A 20,987-nucleotide genomic window follows, 5' to 3' on the forward strand; every position below is an offset into this window, starting at 1 on the left:
TAGATGTTTCAATCCACGCTCCCGCGTGAGGAGCGACCGAGAACACCATGTTTCTTACCAAAGCTGAGGCGTTTCAATCCACGCTCCTGCACGAGGAGCGACCTCCGATATCCTCCTCGACCTCCACTCCGCCATGTTTCAATCCACGCTCCTGCATGAGGAGCGACCCGGTGCGGCAACTCGCGCCACAGAGGACGCGAGTTTCAATCCACGCTCCTGCACGAGGAGCGACTGCTGAGCCGGGTAATCGCGGTAGGGGCAGGCTGGTTTCAATCCACGCTCCTGCACGAGGAGCGACGCTGCCGACCGTCTATACGAGTAATGTTCCGCTGTTTCAATCCACGCTCCTGCACGAGGAGCGACTAAACGGCGCCTGCCCGATGCCAAGATTAAAGCGTTTCAATCCACGCTCCTGCACGAGGAGCGACGTTTAAATTGCGCGATGAAATGAGCTGGCTGCGTGTTTCAATCCACGCTCCTGCACGAGGAGCGACAACAGACAATGTTTTCGTTGGGTTCGGGGTTATGTTTCAATCCACGCTCCTGCACGAGGAGCGACCTAAGGGAGGATAACAGGGATGCAACTCGATAAGTTTCAATCCACGCTCCTGCACGAGGAGCGACTTTGAGCGATGTGATAATAAATGAAATATTAGATGTTTCAATCCACGCTCCTGCACGAGGAGCGACAGGCGCAAGTGTAGCTTACATTGATCCATCGGAGTTTCAATCCACGCTCCTGCACGAGGAGCGACGTTTACGACAGCGACAAAGACGTCGACAAAGGTGTTTCAATCCACGCTCCTGCACGAGGAGCGACAAGCCTCCTTATCATTGCTTCGAGTGTGGAGAGCGTTTCAATCCACGCTCCTGCACGAGGAGCGACTAAAGGACGGTGATAAACACAAAAATTTGGTAGGTTTCAATCCACGCTCCTGCACGAGGAGCGACCGATCGTGTCCTCGACGGTCGCCTCGACATCCATGTTTCAATCCACGCTCCTGCACGAGGAGCGACCTTGATTGCGACTATAGCGATATCCGTATCGTGGAGTTTCAATCCACGCTCCTGCACGAGGAGCGACAGCGACGGTAAATATGCATTCGTGCCTTCGACAGTGTTTCAATCCACGCTCCTGCACGAGGAGCGACCATTTTGGCTTTGTCAAAGCTAGTCGGCTCCGGGTTTCAATCCACGCTCCTGCACGAGGAGCGACAGACTAGGCGTAAGGAAAACCAGTCCTCAATACGTTTCAATCCACGCTCCTGCACGAGGAGCGACATATAAGGAGGTGAGAAACATGAGGTCAAAAAGGTTTCAATCCACGCTCCTGCACGAGGAGCGACCAGCTTGCAAATTTTTTGGTACAGCTGGCGGAGGTTTCAATCCACGCTCCTGCACGAGGAGCGACCTCGAACAGCGTCTGCAGGTACGTGGTGATCTGCTGTTTCAATCCACGCTCCTGCACGAGGAGCGACTATCTTTATCAGCTCCTTGTGATATACTTAGAAAGTTTCAATCCACGCTCCTGCACGAGGAGCGACGCATACCGGCTAAGACGCTGGAGGCGCGCGTGCGTTTCAATCCACGCTCCTGCACGAGGAGCGACTGCGGCACGCGCAAGGCCTTACGCAGCCTGGGCTGCGAGGCGCAAAATCGCGAACCTCTTTTAAGTGTAGCATAATTTTTAATATAATGGAGCCTTTTATTCAACAAAACCAGTCAGAGCGCGGGTTGCGAACCTCCCAGGGTTTTCATGTGAGCCTGAGGTTCGCGCTGGCTGGAAGAGATTATGCTATTTTAATAAGTAGCGTCTCATACCTCGGACTAACATCAGCTTTAGGCAAGGTTCCAATTCATGCTCCCGCGTGAGAAGCGACAACCCCTAGCTGCCATTCCTGATCGGGGACAGGGGTTCAATCCACGCTCACGCACGAGGAGCGACAAATTGATAAGCTCGCTTGCGACATCTTGCGGATGTTTCAATCCACGCTCCCGCACGAGGAGCGACCAATGGTCTATATATACGTTAGGGTGGGATAAGGTTTCAATCCACGCTCCCGCACGAGGAGCGACAGCGGTGATGCTGCTTGTCTCGCTCAACTACGAGTTTCAATCCACGCTCCCGCACGAGGAGCGACATTGAGGTCGCCAAGCTCTATAAGCACATCAAGTTTCAATCCACGCTCCCGCACGAGGAGCGACTTTGGGAGAAGGATCCTAAGACGGGGAAAAGCGTTTCAATCCACGCTCCCGCACGAGGAGCGACGATAGCGAGGATCTGTCCAAACGCGAGGTCAAAGTTTCAATCCACGCTCCCGCACGAGGAGCGACTAACAACTTCATGCGATTGGCGGCCGAGTACAGCGTTTCAATCCACGCTCCCGCACGAGGAGCGACCCGACGGACGAAGCAGGTCACCTGATCTTCCAACCGTTTCAATCCACGCTCCCGCACGAGGAGCGACATAGAGGCAGGGGTTGAGAGATAAGGCCCCGAGGTTTCAATCCACGCTCCCGCACGAGGAGCGACTGCGGCACTCGCGAGGCCTTGCGCAGCATGGGCTGCGAGGCGCAAAATCGCGAACCTGTTTTGAGTGTAGCATATATTTATTATTTATTGGGGATTTTCTTCAACAAACCCAGTCAGGGCGCGGGTTGCGAACCTCCCAGGGATTTCATGTGAGCCTTAGGTTCGCGCCAACCCGGGAGACCAGCGAACCATGATATTCTTCGAGCTCCCCCCTCTTCCTCATCCGGCTGGATGCCCCTGACGGTTGCCATGAAATCCATTGACCGTAGCTATATCTTGACCTCACCAGGAGCCAATACACACAAACGTTTGCGAACCCCAGCCTTTCAATGAGGCTCGCAAACGTCCACTCCGTCGTTATAGCATCAGGAATCCCTCTGGGTCGTATCCTTGTTTGGCTCCCACATGCTCGACCTTCCCCTTCCAATTGGCTCCCAGACGATAGAAGCGCAAGCTATCCGTCTCCGGTTCAATGATTCTCTTCGGCTTGATTTGCAGCTCCTTCAGCTGTTGAGGATCCACGAGGCACTCGAAGACCGAATTTTGCACTCGCTGGCCATAGTTTTCGCATGTTTTGGCAACCTGTCGCAATCGTCTTTGCCCATCCGACGAGACGGTACTTACATCATAAGTGATCAGGACCATCATTATGCGTCACCCCTATTTCCAGAAAAATGGCGGATAATCATCCAGATCGCCCCTCATGTATCTCGCCAGCAGCATCGCTTGTGCATACGGCAGAAGGCCGATAGCAATCTTTTCGTCAAAAAAGGGATGTTGGATTTCCTCCCGCTTCCTCTGCTGCCACTCCCTTAGCACCACTTTGCGCGCATCATCGGTCAAGATAAATGCCCCATTCTCCTTTTCCAAGAAATCATCCCTGCTGACCTGCTTGCGATTAATCAGCGTCAGCATCAGGCGATCCGCTATATATACCCGAAATTCCTCCATCAGATCAAGCGCCAGACTGTTCCGTCCAGGACGATCTCGATGCAAATATCCAGCCTGCGGGTCCAGTCCCACCGTCTCCAGTGCATGTGTAACCTCGTGGGCAAGCAAAGTATATAGGAAGGATAATAGCGCATTTACGCGGTCTCTGGGAGGGCGCCTGACTCTGCCTTGAAAATGAAACTCCTCTTTCCCGGTCAGAATCTGCTCAGGCAGCGCCGAGAAATAATAGCGAGAGGCAAGCCCCTCTACTCCGCGAAGCTCATCCAGCGAGGAAGCCCTCTCCACCTCCCGCAATTGTCTGCCCAGCAAGTCCACCATCGATTGGCAATGCTCCGCTCGGATTCGGTCGCCATGATCACGGAGCGTTCGCTTGAGGGATACTCTGGCGTTGATCAGCTTGGCGTAGATAAAACGTTTGGCAAGCAGTAGAGACTCCTCCTCCGAATCGCACCAGCGGTATTGCGTTCGGCGCAAGTGTATATTGCCTGACACCTCGCCCGTCACCCTCGCCTTAAAACGGCCTGTTGGCGTCAGGAATACGAGGGAGATGCCATTGTCCACACACAGATTCATCGCTTCCGGGCTGACGCCAACGTAGCCAAAGATGACAATCGACTCCAATTGAATACGCGCCACCTGCAGCTCCTTCACACCCTCAGCGGTGACGACCAGCGTATCGCCCTTGGCGCGCAGATAAGCCTTGTCCAACGTGATATACAATGTATTTAACAGTCTTCTCATAGCTCCTCTGCTCCAATCCAGCCTTGCACATAAGCCGCAGCCGACTTGGCCTTCTTGCCGCTCCACTTGGGCTTGCACAACGTCACCAGGGAGCATTGTCGGCAGTGAGACTTGTAATTGGCTTCAGGTGTTCGCGCTTCGGCATACATCTGTTTCATCTCCGCGACCAAGTCGGCTACTCTCGCACGGAGCTTCTCCGAGAAGACCACCTGCTCACGCTTCCGAATTTCATGATAGAACAGGTCCCCTTCCAGAATCGCAACGTTCATCATTTCCTCCAGACACATCGCTTGAGCGCATAGCTGCAGGGCATCCCGATCATCGGGCTTGGGCTTGCCGCGCTTATACTCCACGGGTCGCACCTGTCAATGTCCCTCTCGTCCTTCGAGCAGGACGGTCTCCCCGGAGGGAGTGTCCTGCCTGCAAAATTCCACCATATCTGCAATACCGCGAATACCCAGTCGATCCGATACAAGCGGCATGGAGCGTACCGTTCGCTTGTCTCCCCGTGTCTCGTCAAACGTCGGGTCGTCAACCAATCGGTGCACGTCGTTGCCTTCAGTCGTCAGCACATTTTCCTTCCACTGTTGTTCGATATGGATGAGCGCCCATTGCCTGGGGCAAAAGGCATAATGCTGGATGCCCGACAGCATGAAATAATCCTCAGGCTGTACAATCGCTTCCATACGCCTGCCTACAGCTTTTCAAGGATCTTAACGCCATCAAGGGCCGGCTGAATGGACACCTCATAGTCCTCAAAGGACCGAGGGATATCGACCTCTGGCTTGCGGATCACCTGAACCAGCTTGAACAGCTTGTGTGCCGGTGCATTGCCAAGCTTGCTTTCGTGCTCGAACACAATCAGCTTTTGCGCCGACATTTTACCGCGCGATGCAGAGCGATCATGGTCAAACATATTCATCAGCGCGCTCCACAGCAGCTCCAGATCCTCCTCGCCAAAGTTCGTCTGGTTAGCCAGTGGCGCGGAGATAAACCCTTCCATTCTGTACAGCCCATAAGGAACAATGCTCTTGCGGCCCATCGTACGTTCCTTCTCCGCATCCTTCTCATTGGTGACCGCCATACGCGTAATCGTAACGTCCATCGGGGAGATAGGGTCCATGCTTTTGGCAAAGCTGAATTGTACCGGTCCGCGCACCTGTCCGCAGTTCACTCCCGTTGTCATCACCGCTCCAAAAGCGCGAATATCGTAATACTTGTCGCACATCCAGCGAGCAAGCGTTTGCTGATCCTCCCGCTTCTTTGCCGCCATCTTGTCTGGCTTGTTCTCCTTGAGCTCCATGTCGGGATGATGCAGGAATGCCTCCTTGTTCAGGTTGTTCAGGACAGCCGCTTCCTTCACATAGATCGCATATGATTCCTGCTCGCCCTGTGCCAACTCCACATAATTGCGAACCTTGCGCTTCAGAGCTACATCGGTGACTAGCCCACAGCCTGTTTCGGGGTCAATCCGCGGCAAGTTGCCAGCATCAGGGTCGCCATTGGGATTGCCATTCTCCACGTCAAACAATAGAACAAATTCATAGCGTTTCGTGAGTGGTGTTTTCTCAGCCATTGTCAAATTCCTCGCTTTCTATAGTTGGAAATCTCCCATTGCCTATTCTGTCGTTGCCGCTGCGGCCTCTTCTGCCCCATCCATCACAGCCACCGCATCCCCGGATGACTTGGCTGCCCCAGCATAAAAACCTTGCCGTTTATGGTAATAACCGATCGCGAACATGCCTTGCTCCTCCAGCGTCAGACGACGGGGCAATCGCTCGGGCAAGGCGACCATTACTTTGCCGATCAGTTCATTATTATAGAAGCCTCTCTTCTCATCCTTGGATACATGATGCTGCGCCAGATGCAGCAATCTCGGGAATACGCTGGCTGGCGCAGCCGAAGCCGCCCCCCAGAAACGGTCCCGGATCGTTGCATTAATCCCAGCTCCCAGCGCATCCTTTTGCGTTTTCTCCAGGCAAGCAAACAATCTGCCCAAGTTATACGCGACATTCGTGGACTCCATATTTTCGGCCACTGTCAATTCTCCTTCCCTGATCCCGTGATTGCCGTTCCGGCCAGCGCGCAGCAGATACGCCTTGAGCATCGCTGCACGCACGCTGCCTATCTTGTACAAGCCCTTGCGCGGGTCATCCTGATCTGCCCGGATCCGATTGATAAGCTGGGCGAAGATGGCCTTGGAATAGGGCAACTCCTGCATGATCGAACGAAACAACTGCCCCTCCATGTTCGGGGGAATATTGCTCCAGTCATGACCTACCGCGAGTTCCTTCAGCAGTTGTCGTATCGTCGGCGTCCGATCCAGACCTACGATAGCGAGATCCTTATAATGCTGCCAGACACGCTCCCCGATCTCCCCAAGCGTACCTCTATAGAAGAAACGCATCGACAATCGTGCTGCATTAGGAGATATGCCTAGCACGTAGAAGGTAGTCTCCGGATCCAGATCGGAGAAGGTATCTCGAAACTCCTGACCGTTTCGTACGCGAGACACCGCGCTTTTAACGCGCTCGCGCACACTCTCGGGATCGGGCGGTCCCTCCTCTAGCGTCTCATCGCTTCGCTCCTCCTGCATCAAGCTGGCCAGGAATAGCTGCTCGTGATCGACCGCAGACTCCGCCCAAAATACTACCGTCATATCATTCATCCGCACCCGATGCTTCGGATCGGCCAACAATCTGTTCAACACGTAGCCATAGGCATCCGCGGCATTCTTCGAGGTCGGCGCATTAAAGGACTGTTTTCTCCCAAAAGATTCAAACGAGTCCTTGTTAAAGGACACAATGGCTGCCCCGGAGGACTGAGCACCAATCACATTTTTAATGTTTGGGTGCAGCCGGGCAATGTCGCTCGTTGGCACCCTATCGCCAGAGACGAGACAGATTTGCGTCGTATCCCCGACAGCACCGACCGCACTCTGACCACCTGACCTATATTTCTCCCAGGCGCTTTGCAGCAGCCTATGATCATGGAGAAATCGCCCTGTCGGTGCATACTTGAGTACACATAGCCCGCCTGTAGCCAACGTTGCTTTCGTTTCTTCGCTTAACAATCCGTCGAGTTGCTCTGCCAACTGCTCAGGGGTTGCCTCTACGAAGGCGGTGATTGCCTTCCACTCTGGTGAGACTGAAACCTGCTCGCCCTCCACTTGAGCCATCACGGAGCGCCAAAGTACTTGCATCGATTCTCTACATGCTGCGCGCATCCCTAGCGCTGTCCCGAACAGATACTCCGCCTTGTCACATAGAAAATAAGGCGTTATTTTGACAGTGCGCTTTTCCTGCTCCGGCACATTGTAGGTTTCCTTACGTGACTTTCCCTTCTCATTCGTATAGGGAATGATATCGACGAGCCGTCCCTCGGCATCCAGATGGAGCTCGAAGGATACATCAGCCGCGGAATAACCCTGCTTGGGCAGATCGCCGTCGTCCTGCTCTTGCAGGAGTTGGTAATAGGCATGGAGCGCCTGTAGGATCATCGGAACACCTCCATTGGACCAGGGACGCCGATCACGCCATCGACCATTCGAGCGCGGAAGAAATACGGGACAATCTCCTGCACCTCTCCCTTGGCATTCAGCTTGAAGTCCTGATCATATAGCATATAACCCAGATCAAGCGTGCCTTGCAACGGACTCGATGGCAACTCTTCCATCTCCTCAATCAGTTCAAAGCTGACAGGAAACTCTCTCGTACCGAAATAAGGTTGGTGAAAGCACTGTCCCTGTCGCATCCTGCGCAGCGCAATGTTATAATGCTTTTCCGGGCGATCCTCGCCATTCTGTCGATCCTTCATTTCAAAGTGAGCCTCGATAATATACGCCACATTACGGAGCACCAGCGACGCCCTTTGCTGCCGCTCCTCCGTAATATAGATCGCTTCCTTACGGGCTGAAGCCTTGGACTCGACCTCATTGCGACGAATATTCTCGAAGATGATCGGCTGGAGCACATGTATCCGATCCACTACCCAGCGAATGGAAGGCTTCCAATATATTGCTTCCAGAATCCCTCTTGCCGCTGATGGCGTCATCACATCATAGCTTACCCGCTCCACCTTCATCTCCGGTCGTGTAAAGCAGGCATAATCACCCCAAACCTTCAGCTTGATACCATACCCCATGCAGGCCCCTCCCTCCTAAAATAATAAGACCTCATGCTCCACCGTATCCTCCGGCTGCAGCAATCCCGTGTGCTTGCTGTAGTAAGCCATCTCTGTCAAATACAGCACGCCCCCGCTTGCCAGGAGCAGATCGGCTGAACGCATGGCTGCTAGCTCATACGCATAAACCTGCACAGAATAGGGTTGAAGCTTGCGCAGCTCGGCAGCGGGATAAAGACTGTTTGGTAACGCTTTCAGTATGGCGAGTGCTTTCTCATCATAAGGAATGACAATGCTTTGCATCTGCCCATCAATAAATTCAAACCGCTGGGAAATCTCCTCATAAGGAATTTCCAAATTGCGATTTTTATCGGACAGCAGCGTCATAATGCCCCTATTATCCGTCTTCTCCAGATGGGTACCGTCGTTTAGCCCATAGATGCGGTCAAAGTAATTTTGCATCGCCTGCTGCGAAAAGGCATCCTCCTCATAACGCAGCACATGCTGCGCCTCCGCTGCCGTCTCTTTCATCCAGCCCTTCTCCGGCATGCCGTGTTTTTCCGGGTAAAAGACTCTAACCTCTCTTATACTCCGCTTCCCTTCCCGATTACATCGCCCCGCTGCTTGTGCAATGGAGTCCAGCCCTGCCATTGCCCGCAATACCATGGGAAAATCAACGTCGACCCCGGCCTCAATTAATTGAGTTGAGACAACGCGGCAAGGCAAGCTGGCCTTCAGCCTTTGTCTAATCGCCTTAAAGATCGACTGACGATGAACCGCGCACATCCGGCCGCTCAAATGATAAAGCCCCTCCTGATCCACGTACGACAAGGCTTGCAAACGGTCATAAAGCAATTTCGCATGCTTGCGCGTATTCACAATACATAGCACCTGCTCAGACTCCACGATCCAGTCTACAACCGTTTCATCTGCGATACGTTCCTGGATGGATCCATATGAGGTCAGTTGAACTCGTTTGAACGTATCCAACAATTCGCTCGGCGTCGGGGAATCCATAAGCTCGGCGGCTGGGAAGCCCAGCTTATCCCAAGATGGCTGTGTTGCCGTACAGAGCACGACGGAGCAATGATAATGATCGATTAGCTCTTGCAGCGCGTGCAGACAAGGCTTCACATACCCGCGTGGGAGACTCTGCGCCTCGTCCAGCACAATGACCGATCCAGCAATATGATGCAGCTTTCGACATGCGCTTCTTTTGTTGGAGAATAACGATTCGAAAAACTGGACCGAAGTCGTCACCACCACTGGCGCATCCCAGTTTTCCGTCCCCAGCTTAAGCTGACGCACCTCATCCGCAGTGTGATTCTCCTCATATTCCTCCAAATTAAAGTTACTATGATGCTCCAGAATCGCATCGGCACCCAGCACTTTGGCGAACACCTTGGCATTCTGTTCTATTATGCTTGTGAAAGGAATCACATAGATGACTCGTCTCAGCTTGTGCTTCACCGCATGCTCCAGCGCAAAAACCATGGAAGACAGCGTCTTGCCGCCGCCTGTTGGAACAGACAAGGAGAACAATCCCCTTTCAGAGCTTAGCGCTTGCCTTCGACAGGCCGCCTGGATTTTTTGCCGCTGCAGGTTAATGGAGGTCTTCTCCGCCTGCGTTTCAAATGGTCGCAAATAATCATTTAGCCTCTCCAGCAATTCAATCATCGTTGGCTGCTTGCGCTCCTGCATCAGCAAACGATCTGAATCGCAGGTATAATCTCTCGTATCTAGCGAATCGGCGTCTACCAGGCAGGAATATAGCATTCTTCCTAAAAAGCTATATTTCCATGCCAAAACATCCTTATGCTGGAGCAGCAACTGCGTTTGGAACACGAAAGGAAGCGGTACTTGCCTGACTGGGACCTCTATCTCCTCCCAAGCAGAAGACCAGGCTGGCAGCTCGGCATCGCTTTTGGAGACACGCCGTATAAACGTGCCTTCTTCATCCAGGGTACCGTAGTCCTGCAAGCCGCCGTGATGGCCCGATATGCACATCGCAACCAATCTGGCCAAATATAAGGCTGCGCCGCTCGTTCCGATACATTGCTGACGGGACGTTTTTTCCAGCACCCACTTTGCCCCGGCAGTCGAATGATCGACACGTACATTTTTCCCCTGTACTCTTTGCTGGAACAAGGCTGAATACTTTCCGACATCATGCAGCAAGCCTGCCAAATAACCAAGCTCGCTAGCGCCAAAGGCACGTGCAAACGACTCGCTCCGCCGGGCAACATTAAATAAATGGTCATACAGAAGTTGATATTCCCCATCATCCCTACTGTGCGCATAAAATGCCATCTATCTCCTCCTATCGAATCAAACCGGGCCGAGAATCAAGACCCCAGACCCATAATAGGTATCCAGAAACTAATTCTACAGACTTAGCTATATTCCTTCAACGACATTCATTTTTGATGAATTTATCTTCATTTGGGGAATTTTGTAGAAACAATAGAGGAATGTCTGCGGGAGGAGCGACTTGGGCAGGCAATTGGGGAGATCAAGAGCACGGGCATTTCGATAATCGCTCCTGCGTGAGGAGCGACGGTTGGGCGACGGGTAACGGAACGTCTCGTTTCAATCCACGCTCCTGCACGAGAAGCGACATCGGTGCAGGTACATTTAACGTCTATGGCCTGTTTCAATCCACGCTCCTGTACGAGGAGCGACGGGCAATCATGGATTTCCTCTGGCTGCTCTTCCAGTTTCAATCCACGCTCCTGTACGAGGAGCGACTGTCAGGCACATTAACTGATGTAGCTGCTATTCGTTTCAATCCACGCTCCTGTACGAGGAGCGACTTATTGGGGTCAGCATCGACAATAGGACAGGTGACGTTTCAATCCACGCTCCTGTACGAGGAGCGACATTACATCAGTCAGACCCCGGGTATTCCAGATTGGTTTCAATCCACGCTCCTGTACGAGGAGCGAAGAGGTGCAGGAGGAACAGCGGCAGCGAGCTGAGTTTCAATCCACGCTCCTGTACGAGGAGCGACCCAGCGCAGACGGGAACTCGAAAGCTCACTAAAGTTTCAATCCACGCTCCTGTACGAAGAGCGACCAAAATGGCTATCGCTGATTTTATCGCCTATATCGTTTCAATCCACGCTCCTGTACGAGGAGCGACCCGCAATCCGTAATGGCGCTAAATTCTCCCTGGGTTTCAATCCACGCTCCTGTACGAGGAGCGACCTGACAAAACAGCGAAAGAAATATTGCAGATCGAGTTTCAATCCACGCTCCTGTACGAGGAGCGACCCTGAATCAGCGGCTGGCCCACGATTCACAGGCGGTTTCAATCCACGCTCCTGTACGAGGAGCGACTGCGGCACGCGCAAGGCCTTATGCAGCCTGGGCTGCGAGGCGCAAAATCGCGAACCTCTTTTTAGTGTAGCATAATTTTTAATATAATGGAGCCTTTTATTCAACAAAACCAGTCAGGGCGCGGGTTGCGAACCTCCCAGGGTTTTCATGTGAGCCTGAGGTTCGCGCTCGCAAGTAAGGGGTTATTCTCCTGTGTGAGAAATGACGAACACCAGACCGCGTCGTTAACCTCCCCATCGCTTGCTCATTGAATCCATGCTCTCGAACGAGGAGCGTCCGCTTGATCTGCTTCCTCAGTTTCTCGCGTTCGGTTTCAATCCACGCTTCCGCACGAGGAGCGACTTAGCGGCGCTGTCCCCTGGGCGACGTCCGAATAGTTTCAATCCACGCTCCTACGCGAGGAGCGACTCTTCCGGGCATACGGGCACCTCCTCAAATTCCGGTTTCAATCCACGCTCCTACGCGAGGAGCGACCCGAACGTCATGTCGAAATGCGGATTGTCTACGTTTCAATCCACGCTCCTACGCGAGGAGCGACAGCAGCACTCGCGAACCCTTACGCAGCCTGGGCTGCGAGGCACAAAATCGCGAACCTATTTTTAGTGTAGCATAATTTTAATTATAATGAACACTTTTCCTCAACAAATCCAGTCAGCGCGCGGGTTGCGAACCTCCCAGGGATTTCATGTGAGCCTGAGGTTCGCGCCAGCCGGAGCCTGGCATAACAGGGAGCCACCCGAGAAGATTGTTGCCCTTACCCGGGCTAACGTCCAATCCTTATGTTCGCCTACGACATAGAGTGGTACTAAGAAGACACGGCGAATGCCGTATATCAAATCAATAAAAGGTTGTGATTCGTGTGAATTATCGCTCTGGTGCGCATCAGAGAGCAATATCGCAGCCGAGGGGCAATTCATCCTCCGATTCACCAGGTGCATCGGCTGTCATACCAACGACACGACTGCCTGCAGCATCATTTAGGACGACAAGCGGTGAGGCAGCAAGCTATGCGCCAAGAACCGCCATCTCAGGTGCCGGAGCGGCCGGAGCTCCACGGGCTGTCACGCCGTTCGCGCCACCGCCTTCGGAGATGCCCTCCGGGGCTTCGCCCGTGTTCATGCCTGCTGTCGTCCCAGTCGCAGAGCCTGTCGTCCTGCCTGCCGCGACTAACGCCGCAAGCTCCGGCTCCTCCAAACTCGGCGGCATCATGAATGGGCTCAACGATCTGAAAGGCGTCGTCGATCGCATGGGCGGCATCGATGGCATCATTGGTACGATGGGCAAGGTACAGAAGGTCGTCGCAGGCGTCCAGCAGATGGCCCCGATGGTGAAGCTGCTCATGGGCTCCTTTAGCGGCAAAAAGGGAGCCGTCGCCACGACCGCCGACGAGGATACCGAGTGGCGTCCACCGCGCCGTAGACGTCGCAGACGTCCTGGCGGTGGGAGCGCAGCGAGGCCGCGCCCTCGTGCAGGCGGACGGCCTCGCGCACGGCCAAGTGGCTCCGGCAGCGGCGCACAGCCTGGCGCGCGACCTCGCCCCGCCAGCAGCAGCCCCCGGCCCAGTCCAAAGCGCAAGCCCAGTCGCTAACACAACCGGGCTGAGCTAACAAGGGTAAAGGCTCTCGACCTGCCCCTTCTCACTTCTCTAGAACGAAGCAGGCTGCGACTCGGTGTCGGCTACTATTTCCAGTCGGTTCGCAGCCAACAACAGCCCCAATTCTGACACATGGCTAAACGATCCAGGCCGCACCTTAGGACCAGTAGCTCACGTCACTTTGTAGACGGGAGCTAACTGGTCCGACGCTCGTCTCAGCAGAGTAAAGTCTAGTCCCCGCCTCGATTGCACCCTCGCCAACCCTGTGCATGGGAGAACCTTGCTATTCCCACATCGGTATTTGTCCAGATAATTGTCGCGAATTCTCAAAAAAAGTGTGTTGTCCAGATGGAGATTTTCGAGTAGCTTACTTGTCCTGTCGTGCGGGTGTTTCAATCCACGCTCCTTACGAGGAGCGACGCGCTGCTCGTGCAAAAACCGTGCTAACGCTTCTTCGTTTCAATCCACGCTCCTGCACGAGGAGCGACTGGTGCCCAGCTTAATCTTTCCTGTCCCGCCGACGCCGTTTCAATCCACGCTCCTGCACGAGGAGCGACAAATAACACTGGTTATAAGATCGTGGCATTGCCGTTTCAATCCACGCTCCTGCACGAGGAGCGACCGCCGTCGATGACCTGGCGGAATCCCGAATCCGTGTTTCAATCCACGCTCCTGCACGAGGAGCGACAAACAATTCCTTGTATTCAGGATCTTGTGGGAGGTTTCAATCCACGCTCCTGCACGAGGAGCGACACTCGCTCGACTCCAGTAAATCAGGATTATCGTGTTTCAATCCACGCTCCTGCACGAGGAGCGACAGCGGCCCTCGAGAGGCCTTACGCAGCCTGGGCTGCGAGGCACAAAATCGCGAACCTGTTTTTAGTGTAGCATATTTTATATTATAATGGCGACCTTCACTCAACAAATCCAGTCAGGGCGCGGGTTGCAACCTCCCAGGGATTTCATGTGAGCCTGAGGTTCGCGCCAGCCTGGTACAACAGGGAGCCATACGAGAAGTTTGTTGCCCCACCCGGGCTAACGTCCAATCCTTATGTTCGCCTACACGGCGAATGCCGTATACCAAATCAATATTAGGTTGTGATCCGTGTATATTATCGCTCTGGTGCACCAGAGCGAAATATTGCAGCCGAGGGGCAAATTATTCGCTAGCGGCAGCCCACGACAACAAGGCCCGTCCCATCGCACATCATGCGCAGTCGGACGAGCCTTGTTTCTCTTGCTACTATATTACAGCCAGATCCACTCGATCAGCTTGAAGAAAATAATCGCCATCAGGGCGGAGATCGGGATCGTGATCAGCCACGACATGACGATCCGGCCGGCCATCGACCACTTGACGCTGGAGAAGCGCTTCGCGCTGCCGACGCCGAGGAGCGAGGAGGTGATCGTGTGCGTCGTGCTGACCGGGAAGTGCGACAGCGTCGCCGTCAGGATGACGAGCGCCGAGCCCATGTCGGCTGCGAAGCCGTTGATCGGCTCGATCTTGAAGATCTTCGTGCCCATCGTCTTGATAATCTTCCAGCCGCCAATCGAGGTGCCGAGCGCCATCGCCAGCGCCGCCGAGATCTTGACCCACAGCTGGACATCGTCGGTGTCCTGGAGCTGTGCGGCGACCAGTGCGAAGGTGATGATCCCCATCGCCTTCTGCGCATCGTTTGTACCGTGGGTGAAGGCCTGGAACGCAGCAGTGACGACCTGGCTGGCACGGAAGCCTTTGTTCACCTGATGCGGACTGCGATTGGCAAAGACCTTCTTCAACACCGACATCAGGATGAAGCCGAGCGTAAATGCGATGAGCGGCGAGAAAACAAGCGCCTGCACGATCGACGTAAAGCCGGAAGCATTGATGCCGGCCAAGCCTTCGGCGCCGATAACCGCTCCCGCCAACGCGCCGATCAAAGCATGCGAGGAGGAGGACGGGATACCGAACCACCAGGTGACGAGGTTCCAGGCAATCGCCGCCAGCAGCGCTGCGATGACGATCTGCTCCCCGTGCGCCAGCTGTGTCGGGTCGGCGATACTGCCGCCGATCGTCTTGGCGACCCCTGTAAAGGTCAGCGCGCCGACGAAGTTCATGATCGCAGCCATGAGGATCGCTACTCGCGGAGACAACGCGCGGGTCGACACCGAAGTTGCGATCGCATTGGCCGTGTCGTGGAAGCCGTTGATAAAATCAAAGGCAAGGGCCAGGAACACGACAAGGCACATGATAATAAATACTGTATCGAACATAAGTCAGGGCCCTCGCTCAGCTGTTGCGCATAACGATCGACTCGAGGGTGTTGGCAACATCCTCGCAGCAATCGGTCGTTTGCTCCAGCCGTTCATAGATCTCTTTGCGCTTGATCACTTCGAGCGGGTCCTTGACATTGGCAAACAAACTCATGACGCAGACACGCAGCAGGTCGTCCGCTTGGTTTTCCAACTCGTTAATATGAATAGCTGGCTCACGAATTGCCAGCAGTTTTTTCTCGGTAAGCAAGTAGATGGCTTTTTTGATCTGCTGCGCGCAGCGGACCAGGTTATCGGCGAAAAGAATGATGTACTCGTCCGGTTCTTGGATATTGTACATCTCGAATCTCGACGCGCAAGCCTCGATGCCATCGAGCACATCGTCAAGCGAGGTCGTCAGCGCCATGATGTCTTCGCGTTCGATTGGCGTGATGAACGTCTTGTTCAGCTCCGTCAGAATCGTGTGTACATACCGGTCGCATTGGGACTCGTATTCTTTCATGTCTCTGGCGAATACCTTGAGATCCTTCAGATCCGGGACGTTGCGGTGAAAATACTCGGTTGCCTCAAGAATGGTGTCGGCCATTTCCTCCAACGTCTTGAAAAAAATGTTCTTCTTCTTCTTCACCTTACAAGACTCCTTTACCGCTGCGCGGTTTAATTTGCATCTACTTCGATTCAGCCGAAGAATATCTTATCATACTTTACATGATAATTGTTAAGAGAGTGTAAACGTTCATGAAAAAAATCGTCAGGTTTCATAAAAATCCGACAAAACACGCTGCCGATTTTTGAATTCCTAGTTTGTGCTGCACGCGCCTGTTTTAGTCCACATGTGGTCATAGGAGTAAAAAGCCACCTCGCCTCGGGCGAAATGGCCATATCCAATCGTCCATCCCCAATGTTGGGACAAGCGTTGGTCGTCCGACCGCCGTCATGCCGCCGGACCCCGCACGACCCAGCAACTCAGAGAACGCGCAAGGTCGACCTATCCTCTCAATGTCTAGTACGTCAGTGCTCAGCAACGGTCGACTTATCGTCCCAATGTCTAGTACGTCAAATGCTCGGCGAAGGTCGGCTTCATCGGCACGATGTGGTAGATCGTCTTACCCGGGGCAAACGGCAGCTCCGAGCCGTTCTTCATGATCCGGATCACATCGCCGTCGCGCCGCTCCCACTCCGCCTCGACAACCTTGCCTTGACGGAACAGCACCGCCGGTCCGCCCGATGCCAGATCGACCGCCAGCCGGCCTTCGTTGTCCAGCGTGCGATGAGCCGTCCCGAGGACGACCAGATTGGACGCCGACAACTGCTCGTCATTATTCATATCGATATGAGGGCTGTCATTAATCGAGCGCAGATAACGGCCCGTTGCCGCATCATAGCTGTAGGATACCTTATATTTTTCGAGCAGAAAACGAATGTCGATCTCGGTCGCAGACTCCCCGGGAACCAGCTCGTCGCCCTCCAGAAAGCGCATCACCGGGATAATCACATCGCTTTTGTATCCCCTCTTTTCTGCTCCCTCGCGCAGCTTCTCCAGATTGGAGTACAGATTGTGCGGCGCCTTGCGGAACGATTCTCTCCAGAAGGATCCGCCAGCGTTGGATATCTCGTCGAGATACGGCTTCTTCTGTCGCTGCAGGATCGCATACGCATCTGGACTGCCCCCGGCATGCGCCAGCACGCCTTGGTAGCTCTCGCCCAGCTCGATCAGATACGGACGAATGCTGCGGATCGGCCCGATTGCTTCGGGGAAGCTCTGGCTCTGATAGATCGCGACCAGCCGCGTAATGCCGCCCTCCGCCAATACCTCCCAGATCACGTCTGCGCCGCTCAGTCCAGACTGCGGACGAGCCGCCGCGAAGTTGTTCACCATAACGGCGATCGGGCGCTGCACCGATTCTTCCTCCATCGGCATTCCGGTTAACGGAGCGCGATAACCTACTACTACAGGCTCCGGCTCGGGCTCCGCTATAGGCTCTACATCGACTGGCTCGATCGATACCGAGGGATCTGATTGTTGCCCCCCGTTGCCAGTCCCATTGCCAGAACCGCAAGCCGTGGCAAGCGCGATTAACAGCGCCAGCAGCAGCGCCAACCATACCCGGCGGCCGCTAGCTCCGTTGTCGATGCGCGGTCCCGCCGCTCTAGTTTCTTTGTTCAACATTCACCCATCCCTTATGTTCCGGTTTTCTTGATCATCCCCCTTATTAAACCATATTTCGACCTGTTTGTCTTGCGTACTGTAACGCAATACAGCGCCGCTGGACCGTTGTTGGTTGCTGGCGCTGCACGATAATTAGCCTACCTGAGCCGACGAAGCGCTGTCGCCAGATGTTGCCGGAGCTTTGTCGCCTGCCGAGCCGCGCTCGCTTCTCGAAGGCTTGTCGCGCTTCAGTTCGGAGTCGATCAATTCGTCGAGATTCTACTCAAAGGCGCTTTTGCGCTCCGCCTGCTGGCGCTCTAAAGCCCCAATCACCGCCGCCTTCAGTGCATCGCGAGACACGCCCTGCTGATCGGCAAGCGTTGACAGCGGAACGCCCTCCTTCAGCTTGCCGATGAGCGTTTCCTTGTCGAGCTGCAGCAGCTCCAACACCTCGTCCGAGACGAAGACTCCCTTGCCATTTCGACGTTCGTGATGGCCGCCTTTTTCTTTGCCAGCAAACTTGCCTTCCTTGATTGCACCATCCTCAGATTGAGCCGTCGAGCTAGTGTCCTTGCTCGTCCCGTTCGCGTTTGCTGCGTACACTCCGATCGGCACCGTCAGCATGAGGGCAGCAGCCAGGCTGAGCGCTTGGATTTTTTTCTTCATACGCATTCTCCTCCTGTGTCTTAGTGATGTTGCAACTCCATTATGCAGCAGCAACCTAAAAGAAACCTTAAAAGGAAGGTCTTGCTCAGCTCGGTATACATCTGACATGCTGCATTCGGGAGGGCGCCATAGTCTGACTTGCTGTAGGCGAGGATACGTCATCGCGCGACGGGGCCCGGGAGAAGCCGCTGATGATGAGGCGTCTCGCCGCAACCAAAAAGGGAACCATTCTCATGGTCCCCCTCTTAACTTACATATAGGTTTGAAAGTCGGTGATCGCCAGCCCGCTTTACGGTGTGCTCCCCTGCTTCACGCTGCTCCCTTCCTCGATAATACGCGAAACAGTTCCTGATCAACGCATGTACTCAGCCAGTTTGTCAGACACCAAGTCACTAAGCGCTGCGCATGCTGCACTCTGTTGACAAGTTGACTGTCTTCAAATGCTCCAGTGATGCCATTGTTCATGACGCTTCTGCAGATCCGCCAGCCACTGGACGCTGGCGCCAATCGCCGCATCCTGGTGCTGCTGGGTCGAGTACGTGTGATCGGCCTGGAAGACGATCTCCTTGTCGCAGCCACCGTCGCTGCGGGTCCACAGTACCTTTTGCAGCAGGAAGCTGTAATCGACCGGAATGACGTCGTCGCTGGTCCCGTGTACGAGCAGCACATCGCCGCCGAAGCGAGGCGCGGCCTGGAACGGCTGATGCTGCATGAGCGACTCGAAAAATACCGGCTGCAGCCCGTAGCCGAGATAGTCGGTCTGCCCCGTCTGGATCGCCTCGTCATAGCTGGCGCGGCCGATGATGTTGACGATGTCGTTGAACGGATAGGCAACCGGCGACCAGAGAATGAGCGACTTCACCCGGCGATCCCGCACCGCTGTCAGCAACGCCACAGCCCCGCCGAGACTATGGCCAATGAGCGTGACCCGCAGCGGATCGACGCAGTCCATCTCTGTGATGTAATCGAGCGCCGTCCGCGTCTGGTCGATCATCGACTCTAGGCCGAGCGAGCCGTAGTCGCCCTGGCTCTCGCCGCAGCCGCCATAGTCGAAGCGCAGCACGTAGCTGCCCTGCGCAGCCAGCGCGCGCGCAGCCTTGACGAACAGCCGGTCCGTACCCATCCGGTTACCGACGAAGCCATGGCAGATGATGACCGCAGGCGCCTTGGAGCCGCAAGCCGCTGCGTTCGTCGGATAATGCAGCGTCGCCGCCAGCTCCAGCCCCTCGTCCAAATGATGCAGCGTCAGCGTTTTTTCCATCATCCATCCACTCCGTTCAACAAATTATATATTATAATTCCAATCAATTTAGTTGGTTTTATTATCATACTCCCGCTTCTCCCTAATGTCAACTGGATTTTCACGGATTTGCGATACATAGAGCTGACTCATCTTGGACATCCTCTAAGCCAAGGAGCAGCGTCGGACAGCAACAGCAACTCCAATATCACTACAACTACAAGCTGAAAAAATAGGAGGAATCCATGATGCAGCACTTCGTGCAATGGATGGCGGAGCAATGGCTCGCTGTCTTGCTCGTCGCCGGGGTCGTCGTGGCGAGTATATTCGTCTATGCCAAACGCAACGAGCTATTCCTGAAAGAGTAGCCGCTCTCCTGCTCAGACCCTGTCGATTAAACAAACCACTCACGGCTTAAGATCACTTGCCCTGTTAACAATCATGCATCAACAACGCCCCGATCGCTGTCGAGCAACGAACGGGGCGTGTCATGCAAACCTCTAGCCCATCGTCTTGTCCTTCCCCTTCTCCGACGATAGCACCGGGAAGTTGAGATTCATGAACACGGACACCATCCGCAGCACGAACGTCACGCCAAAGCAAATATAGAGCGACACCACCTGCGGTACATAATCGTAGGTCAGGATCAGGCTGACCGCTCCGATGATGGATGCAATGGCGTAGATTTCTTTACGGAAAACATATGGAATCTCCTTGGCAAACAGATCGCGCAGCACGCCGCCGCCGATCCCTGTGATCAGCCCCATCGATACGACCAAAAACGGCTCATGGTCGAACAGCATAAGCGCCGTATTCGAGCCTACCGCCGTAAAGACGCCCAGACCGATGGCGTCGGAGATCAGAATGATAGGGCCAAGGCGATTAATCCGCTCGTAGAACACCCAGGTCAGGATGCCCGCGCCCAGACTTGCAAAAAAGTAGCTCGGCTTGATGAAAGCGATCGGCGGCACGCTGCCCACCATCAAATCTCGAATGATGCCCCCGCCCACCGAAGTAGCCACGCAGAGGCAGATTACCCCGAACAAGTCCATTTCTTTCTTTATCCCGGTCAATGCCCCCGAGATCCCGGCCGCAACGATGCCCAAGTAAACAAACGCATCCAGCAAATACACCTTGCTATCCCCTTTTTTGCGCTGTTAACGACAACAGCTATGATCCCTTCCATTATCGTCGATGGGACCGAGACTGTCGACCTTAGGTAAGGTTTATTTTATGGAAAATCCAGCATATGCTTATTTTTGGCAGAAAGTCTGTCAGAAACGTTGGCCGATACTTGTGCCATCTTTGGCACAAATCCGGGCGGGGACGGCTGGTTGGGAGAGACTTGTGCCATTTTTCGCATAACTCCGGGCCGCTGTGACGTTTTCGACGAGACTTGTG

At 54.4% G+C, this 20,987-nt stretch carries 16 protein-coding genes and 4 CRISPR repeat arrays; of the genes, 2 read left to right on the forward strand and 14 right to left on the reverse strand.

All coding sequences use genetic code 11. The features are described 5' to 3' along the window. Positions 1 to 5: 5 nt before the first annotated feature. A CRISPR array of direct repeats spans positions 6 to 1,610; the repeat unit is 32 nt; unit sequence GTTTCAATCCACGCTCCTGCACGAGGAGCGAC. Between the two features lie 303 nt (positions 1,611 to 1,913). Continuing rightward, positions 1,914 to 2,532: a CRISPR direct-repeat array (repeat unit 32 nt). A 357-nt stretch (positions 2,533 to 2,889) separates the two neighbouring features. Genes cas2 through cas3 form a run of 8 tightly spaced genes read right to left on the reverse strand, consistent with a single transcriptional unit; the run spans position 2,890 to position 10,656 of the window. Then, positions 2,890 to 3,180 carry a CRISPR-associated endonuclease Cas2 gene (cas2, locus tag PA598K_RS09320; RefSeq protein ID WP_128656690.1) on the reverse strand — a complete coding sequence of 97 codons (291 nt, stop codon included), beginning with the start codon at positions 3,178 to 3,180 and terminating at the stop codon, positions 2,890 to 2,892. Positions 3,181 to 3,192: 12 nt separating this feature from the next. Beyond that, on the reverse strand, positions 3,193 to 4,224 hold the full coding sequence (gene cas1c, locus PA598K_RS09325; protein WP_128656691.1) for a type I-C CRISPR-associated endonuclease Cas1c: 1,032 nt from the start codon (positions 4,222 to 4,224) through the stop codon (positions 3,193 to 3,195). Further along, positions 4,221 to 4,577: a CRISPR-associated protein Cas4 gene (gene cas4 / locus PA598K_RS38995; RefSeq protein WP_376739041.1), complete on the reverse strand. Its 357-nt coding sequence runs from the start codon at positions 4,575 to 4,577 to the stop codon at positions 4,221 to 4,223. Before cas4 ends, cas1c begins: the two co-directional genes overlap by 4 nt. Before the next feature lie 12 nt (positions 4,578 to 4,589). Beyond that, a complete protein-coding gene (locus PA598K_RS39000; protein WP_376739042.1) occupies positions 4,590 to 4,910 on the reverse strand; it encodes a CRISPR-associated protein Cas4 in 321 nt (106 codons plus the stop codon). Between the two features lie 8 nt (positions 4,911 to 4,918). Beyond that, positions 4,919 to 5,800 carry a type I-C CRISPR-associated protein Cas7/Csd2 gene (gene cas7c / locus PA598K_RS09335; RefSeq protein WP_128656692.1) on the reverse strand — a complete coding sequence of 294 codons (882 nt, stop codon included), beginning with the start codon at positions 5,798 to 5,800 and terminating at the stop codon, positions 4,919 to 4,921. 42 nt (positions 5,801 to 5,842) lie between these two features. After that, positions 5,843 to 7,723 (reverse strand): type I-C CRISPR-associated protein Cas8c/Csd1, encoded by a 1,881-nt coding sequence (cas8c, locus tag PA598K_RS09340; protein ID WP_128656693.1) that lies wholly within the window; start codon positions 7,721 to 7,723, stop codon positions 5,843 to 5,845. Then, positions 7,720 to 8,367, reverse strand: coding sequence for a type I-C CRISPR-associated protein Cas5c (cas5c, locus tag PA598K_RS09345; RefSeq protein ID WP_128656694.1), 648 nt, complete (start codon positions 8,365 to 8,367; stop codon positions 7,720 to 7,722). The genes cas8c and cas5c overlap by 4 nt, the downstream gene beginning before the upstream one ends. Before the next feature lie 15 nt (positions 8,368 to 8,382). Then, the gene (cas3, locus tag PA598K_RS09350; RefSeq protein WP_128656695.1) at positions 8,383 to 10,656 is read right to left on the reverse strand and encodes a CRISPR-associated helicase Cas3'; all 2,274 of its coding nucleotides are present in this window, start codon (positions 10,654 to 10,656) and stop codon (positions 8,383 to 8,385) included. 276 nt (positions 10,657 to 10,932) lie between these two features. Next, a CRISPR array of direct repeats spans positions 10,933 to 11,684; the repeat unit is 31 nt; unit sequence GTTTCAATCCACGCTCCTGTACGAGGAGCGA. A gap of 1,111 nt (positions 11,685 to 12,795) precedes the next feature. On the opposite strand from cas3, the gene PA598K_RS09355 reads away from it, so the two are divergent. Continuing rightward, positions 12,796 to 13,272 carry a tyrosine protein kinase gene (locus PA598K_RS09355; RefSeq protein WP_128656696.1) on the forward strand — a complete coding sequence of 159 codons (477 nt, stop codon included), beginning with the start codon at positions 12,796 to 12,798 and terminating at the stop codon, positions 13,270 to 13,272. A gap of 462 nt (positions 13,273 to 13,734) precedes the next feature. Continuing rightward, positions 13,735 to 14,096: direct repeats of the CRISPR family, unit length 32 nt; unit sequence GTTTCAATCCACGCTCCTGCACGAGGAGCGAC. A gap of 430 nt (positions 14,097 to 14,526) precedes the next feature. Here the strand turns inward: PA598K_RS09355 and PA598K_RS09360 are convergent. The 5 genes from PA598K_RS09360 to PA598K_RS09380 all read right to left on the reverse strand — a co-directional run bounded on the left by PA598K_RS09360 (position 14,527) and on the right by PA598K_RS09380 (position 19,607). Further along, positions 14,527 to 15,531, reverse strand: coding sequence for an inorganic phosphate transporter (locus PA598K_RS09360; RefSeq protein WP_128656697.1), 1,005 nt, complete (start codon positions 15,529 to 15,531; stop codon positions 14,527 to 14,529). A gap of 16 nt (positions 15,532 to 15,547) precedes the next feature. Further along, positions 15,548 to 16,159 carry a DUF47 domain-containing protein gene (locus PA598K_RS09365; RefSeq protein WP_128656698.1) on the reverse strand — a complete coding sequence of 204 codons (612 nt, stop codon included), beginning with the start codon at positions 16,157 to 16,159 and terminating at the stop codon, positions 15,548 to 15,550. Between the two features lie 420 nt (positions 16,160 to 16,579). After that, entirely contained in the window at positions 16,580 to 17,701 is a 1,122-nt protein-coding gene (locus tag PA598K_RS09370; protein ID WP_128656699.1) for a DUF3048 domain-containing protein, read from the reverse strand. 258 nt (positions 17,702 to 17,959) lie between these two features. Further along, on the reverse strand, positions 17,960 to 18,346 hold the full coding sequence (locus tag PA598K_RS09375) for a hypothetical protein (RefSeq protein WP_128656700.1): 387 nt from the start codon (positions 18,344 to 18,346) through the stop codon (positions 17,960 to 17,962). Positions 18,347 to 18,782: 436 nt separating this feature from the next. Further along, the gene (locus PA598K_RS09380) at positions 18,783 to 19,607 is read right to left on the reverse strand and encodes an alpha/beta hydrolase (RefSeq protein WP_128656714.1); all 825 of its coding nucleotides are present in this window, start codon (positions 19,605 to 19,607) and stop codon (positions 18,783 to 18,785) included. Between the two features lie 224 nt (positions 19,608 to 19,831). Here PA598K_RS09380 and PA598K_RS37855 point away from each other — a divergent pair, with 224 nt between their 5' ends. Beyond that, the gene (locus PA598K_RS37855; protein ID WP_260405335.1) at positions 19,832 to 19,954 is read left to right on the forward strand and encodes a hypothetical protein; all 123 of its coding nucleotides are present in this window, start codon (positions 19,832 to 19,834) and stop codon (positions 19,952 to 19,954) included. Positions 19,955 to 20,086: 132 nt separating this feature from the next. Here PA598K_RS37855 and PA598K_RS09385 read toward each other — a convergent pair whose 3' ends face one another. Continuing rightward, positions 20,087 to 20,719, reverse strand: coding sequence for a trimeric intracellular cation channel family protein (locus PA598K_RS09385; protein WP_128656701.1), 633 nt, complete (start codon positions 20,717 to 20,719; stop codon positions 20,087 to 20,089). Positions 20,720 to 20,987 lie beyond the last annotated feature (268 nt).

The sequence above is a fragment of the Paenibacillus sp. 598K genome (assembly GCF_003851045.1).
Taxonomy (GTDB): domain Bacteria; phylum Bacillota; class Bacilli; order Paenibacillales; family Paenibacillaceae; genus Paenibacillus_D.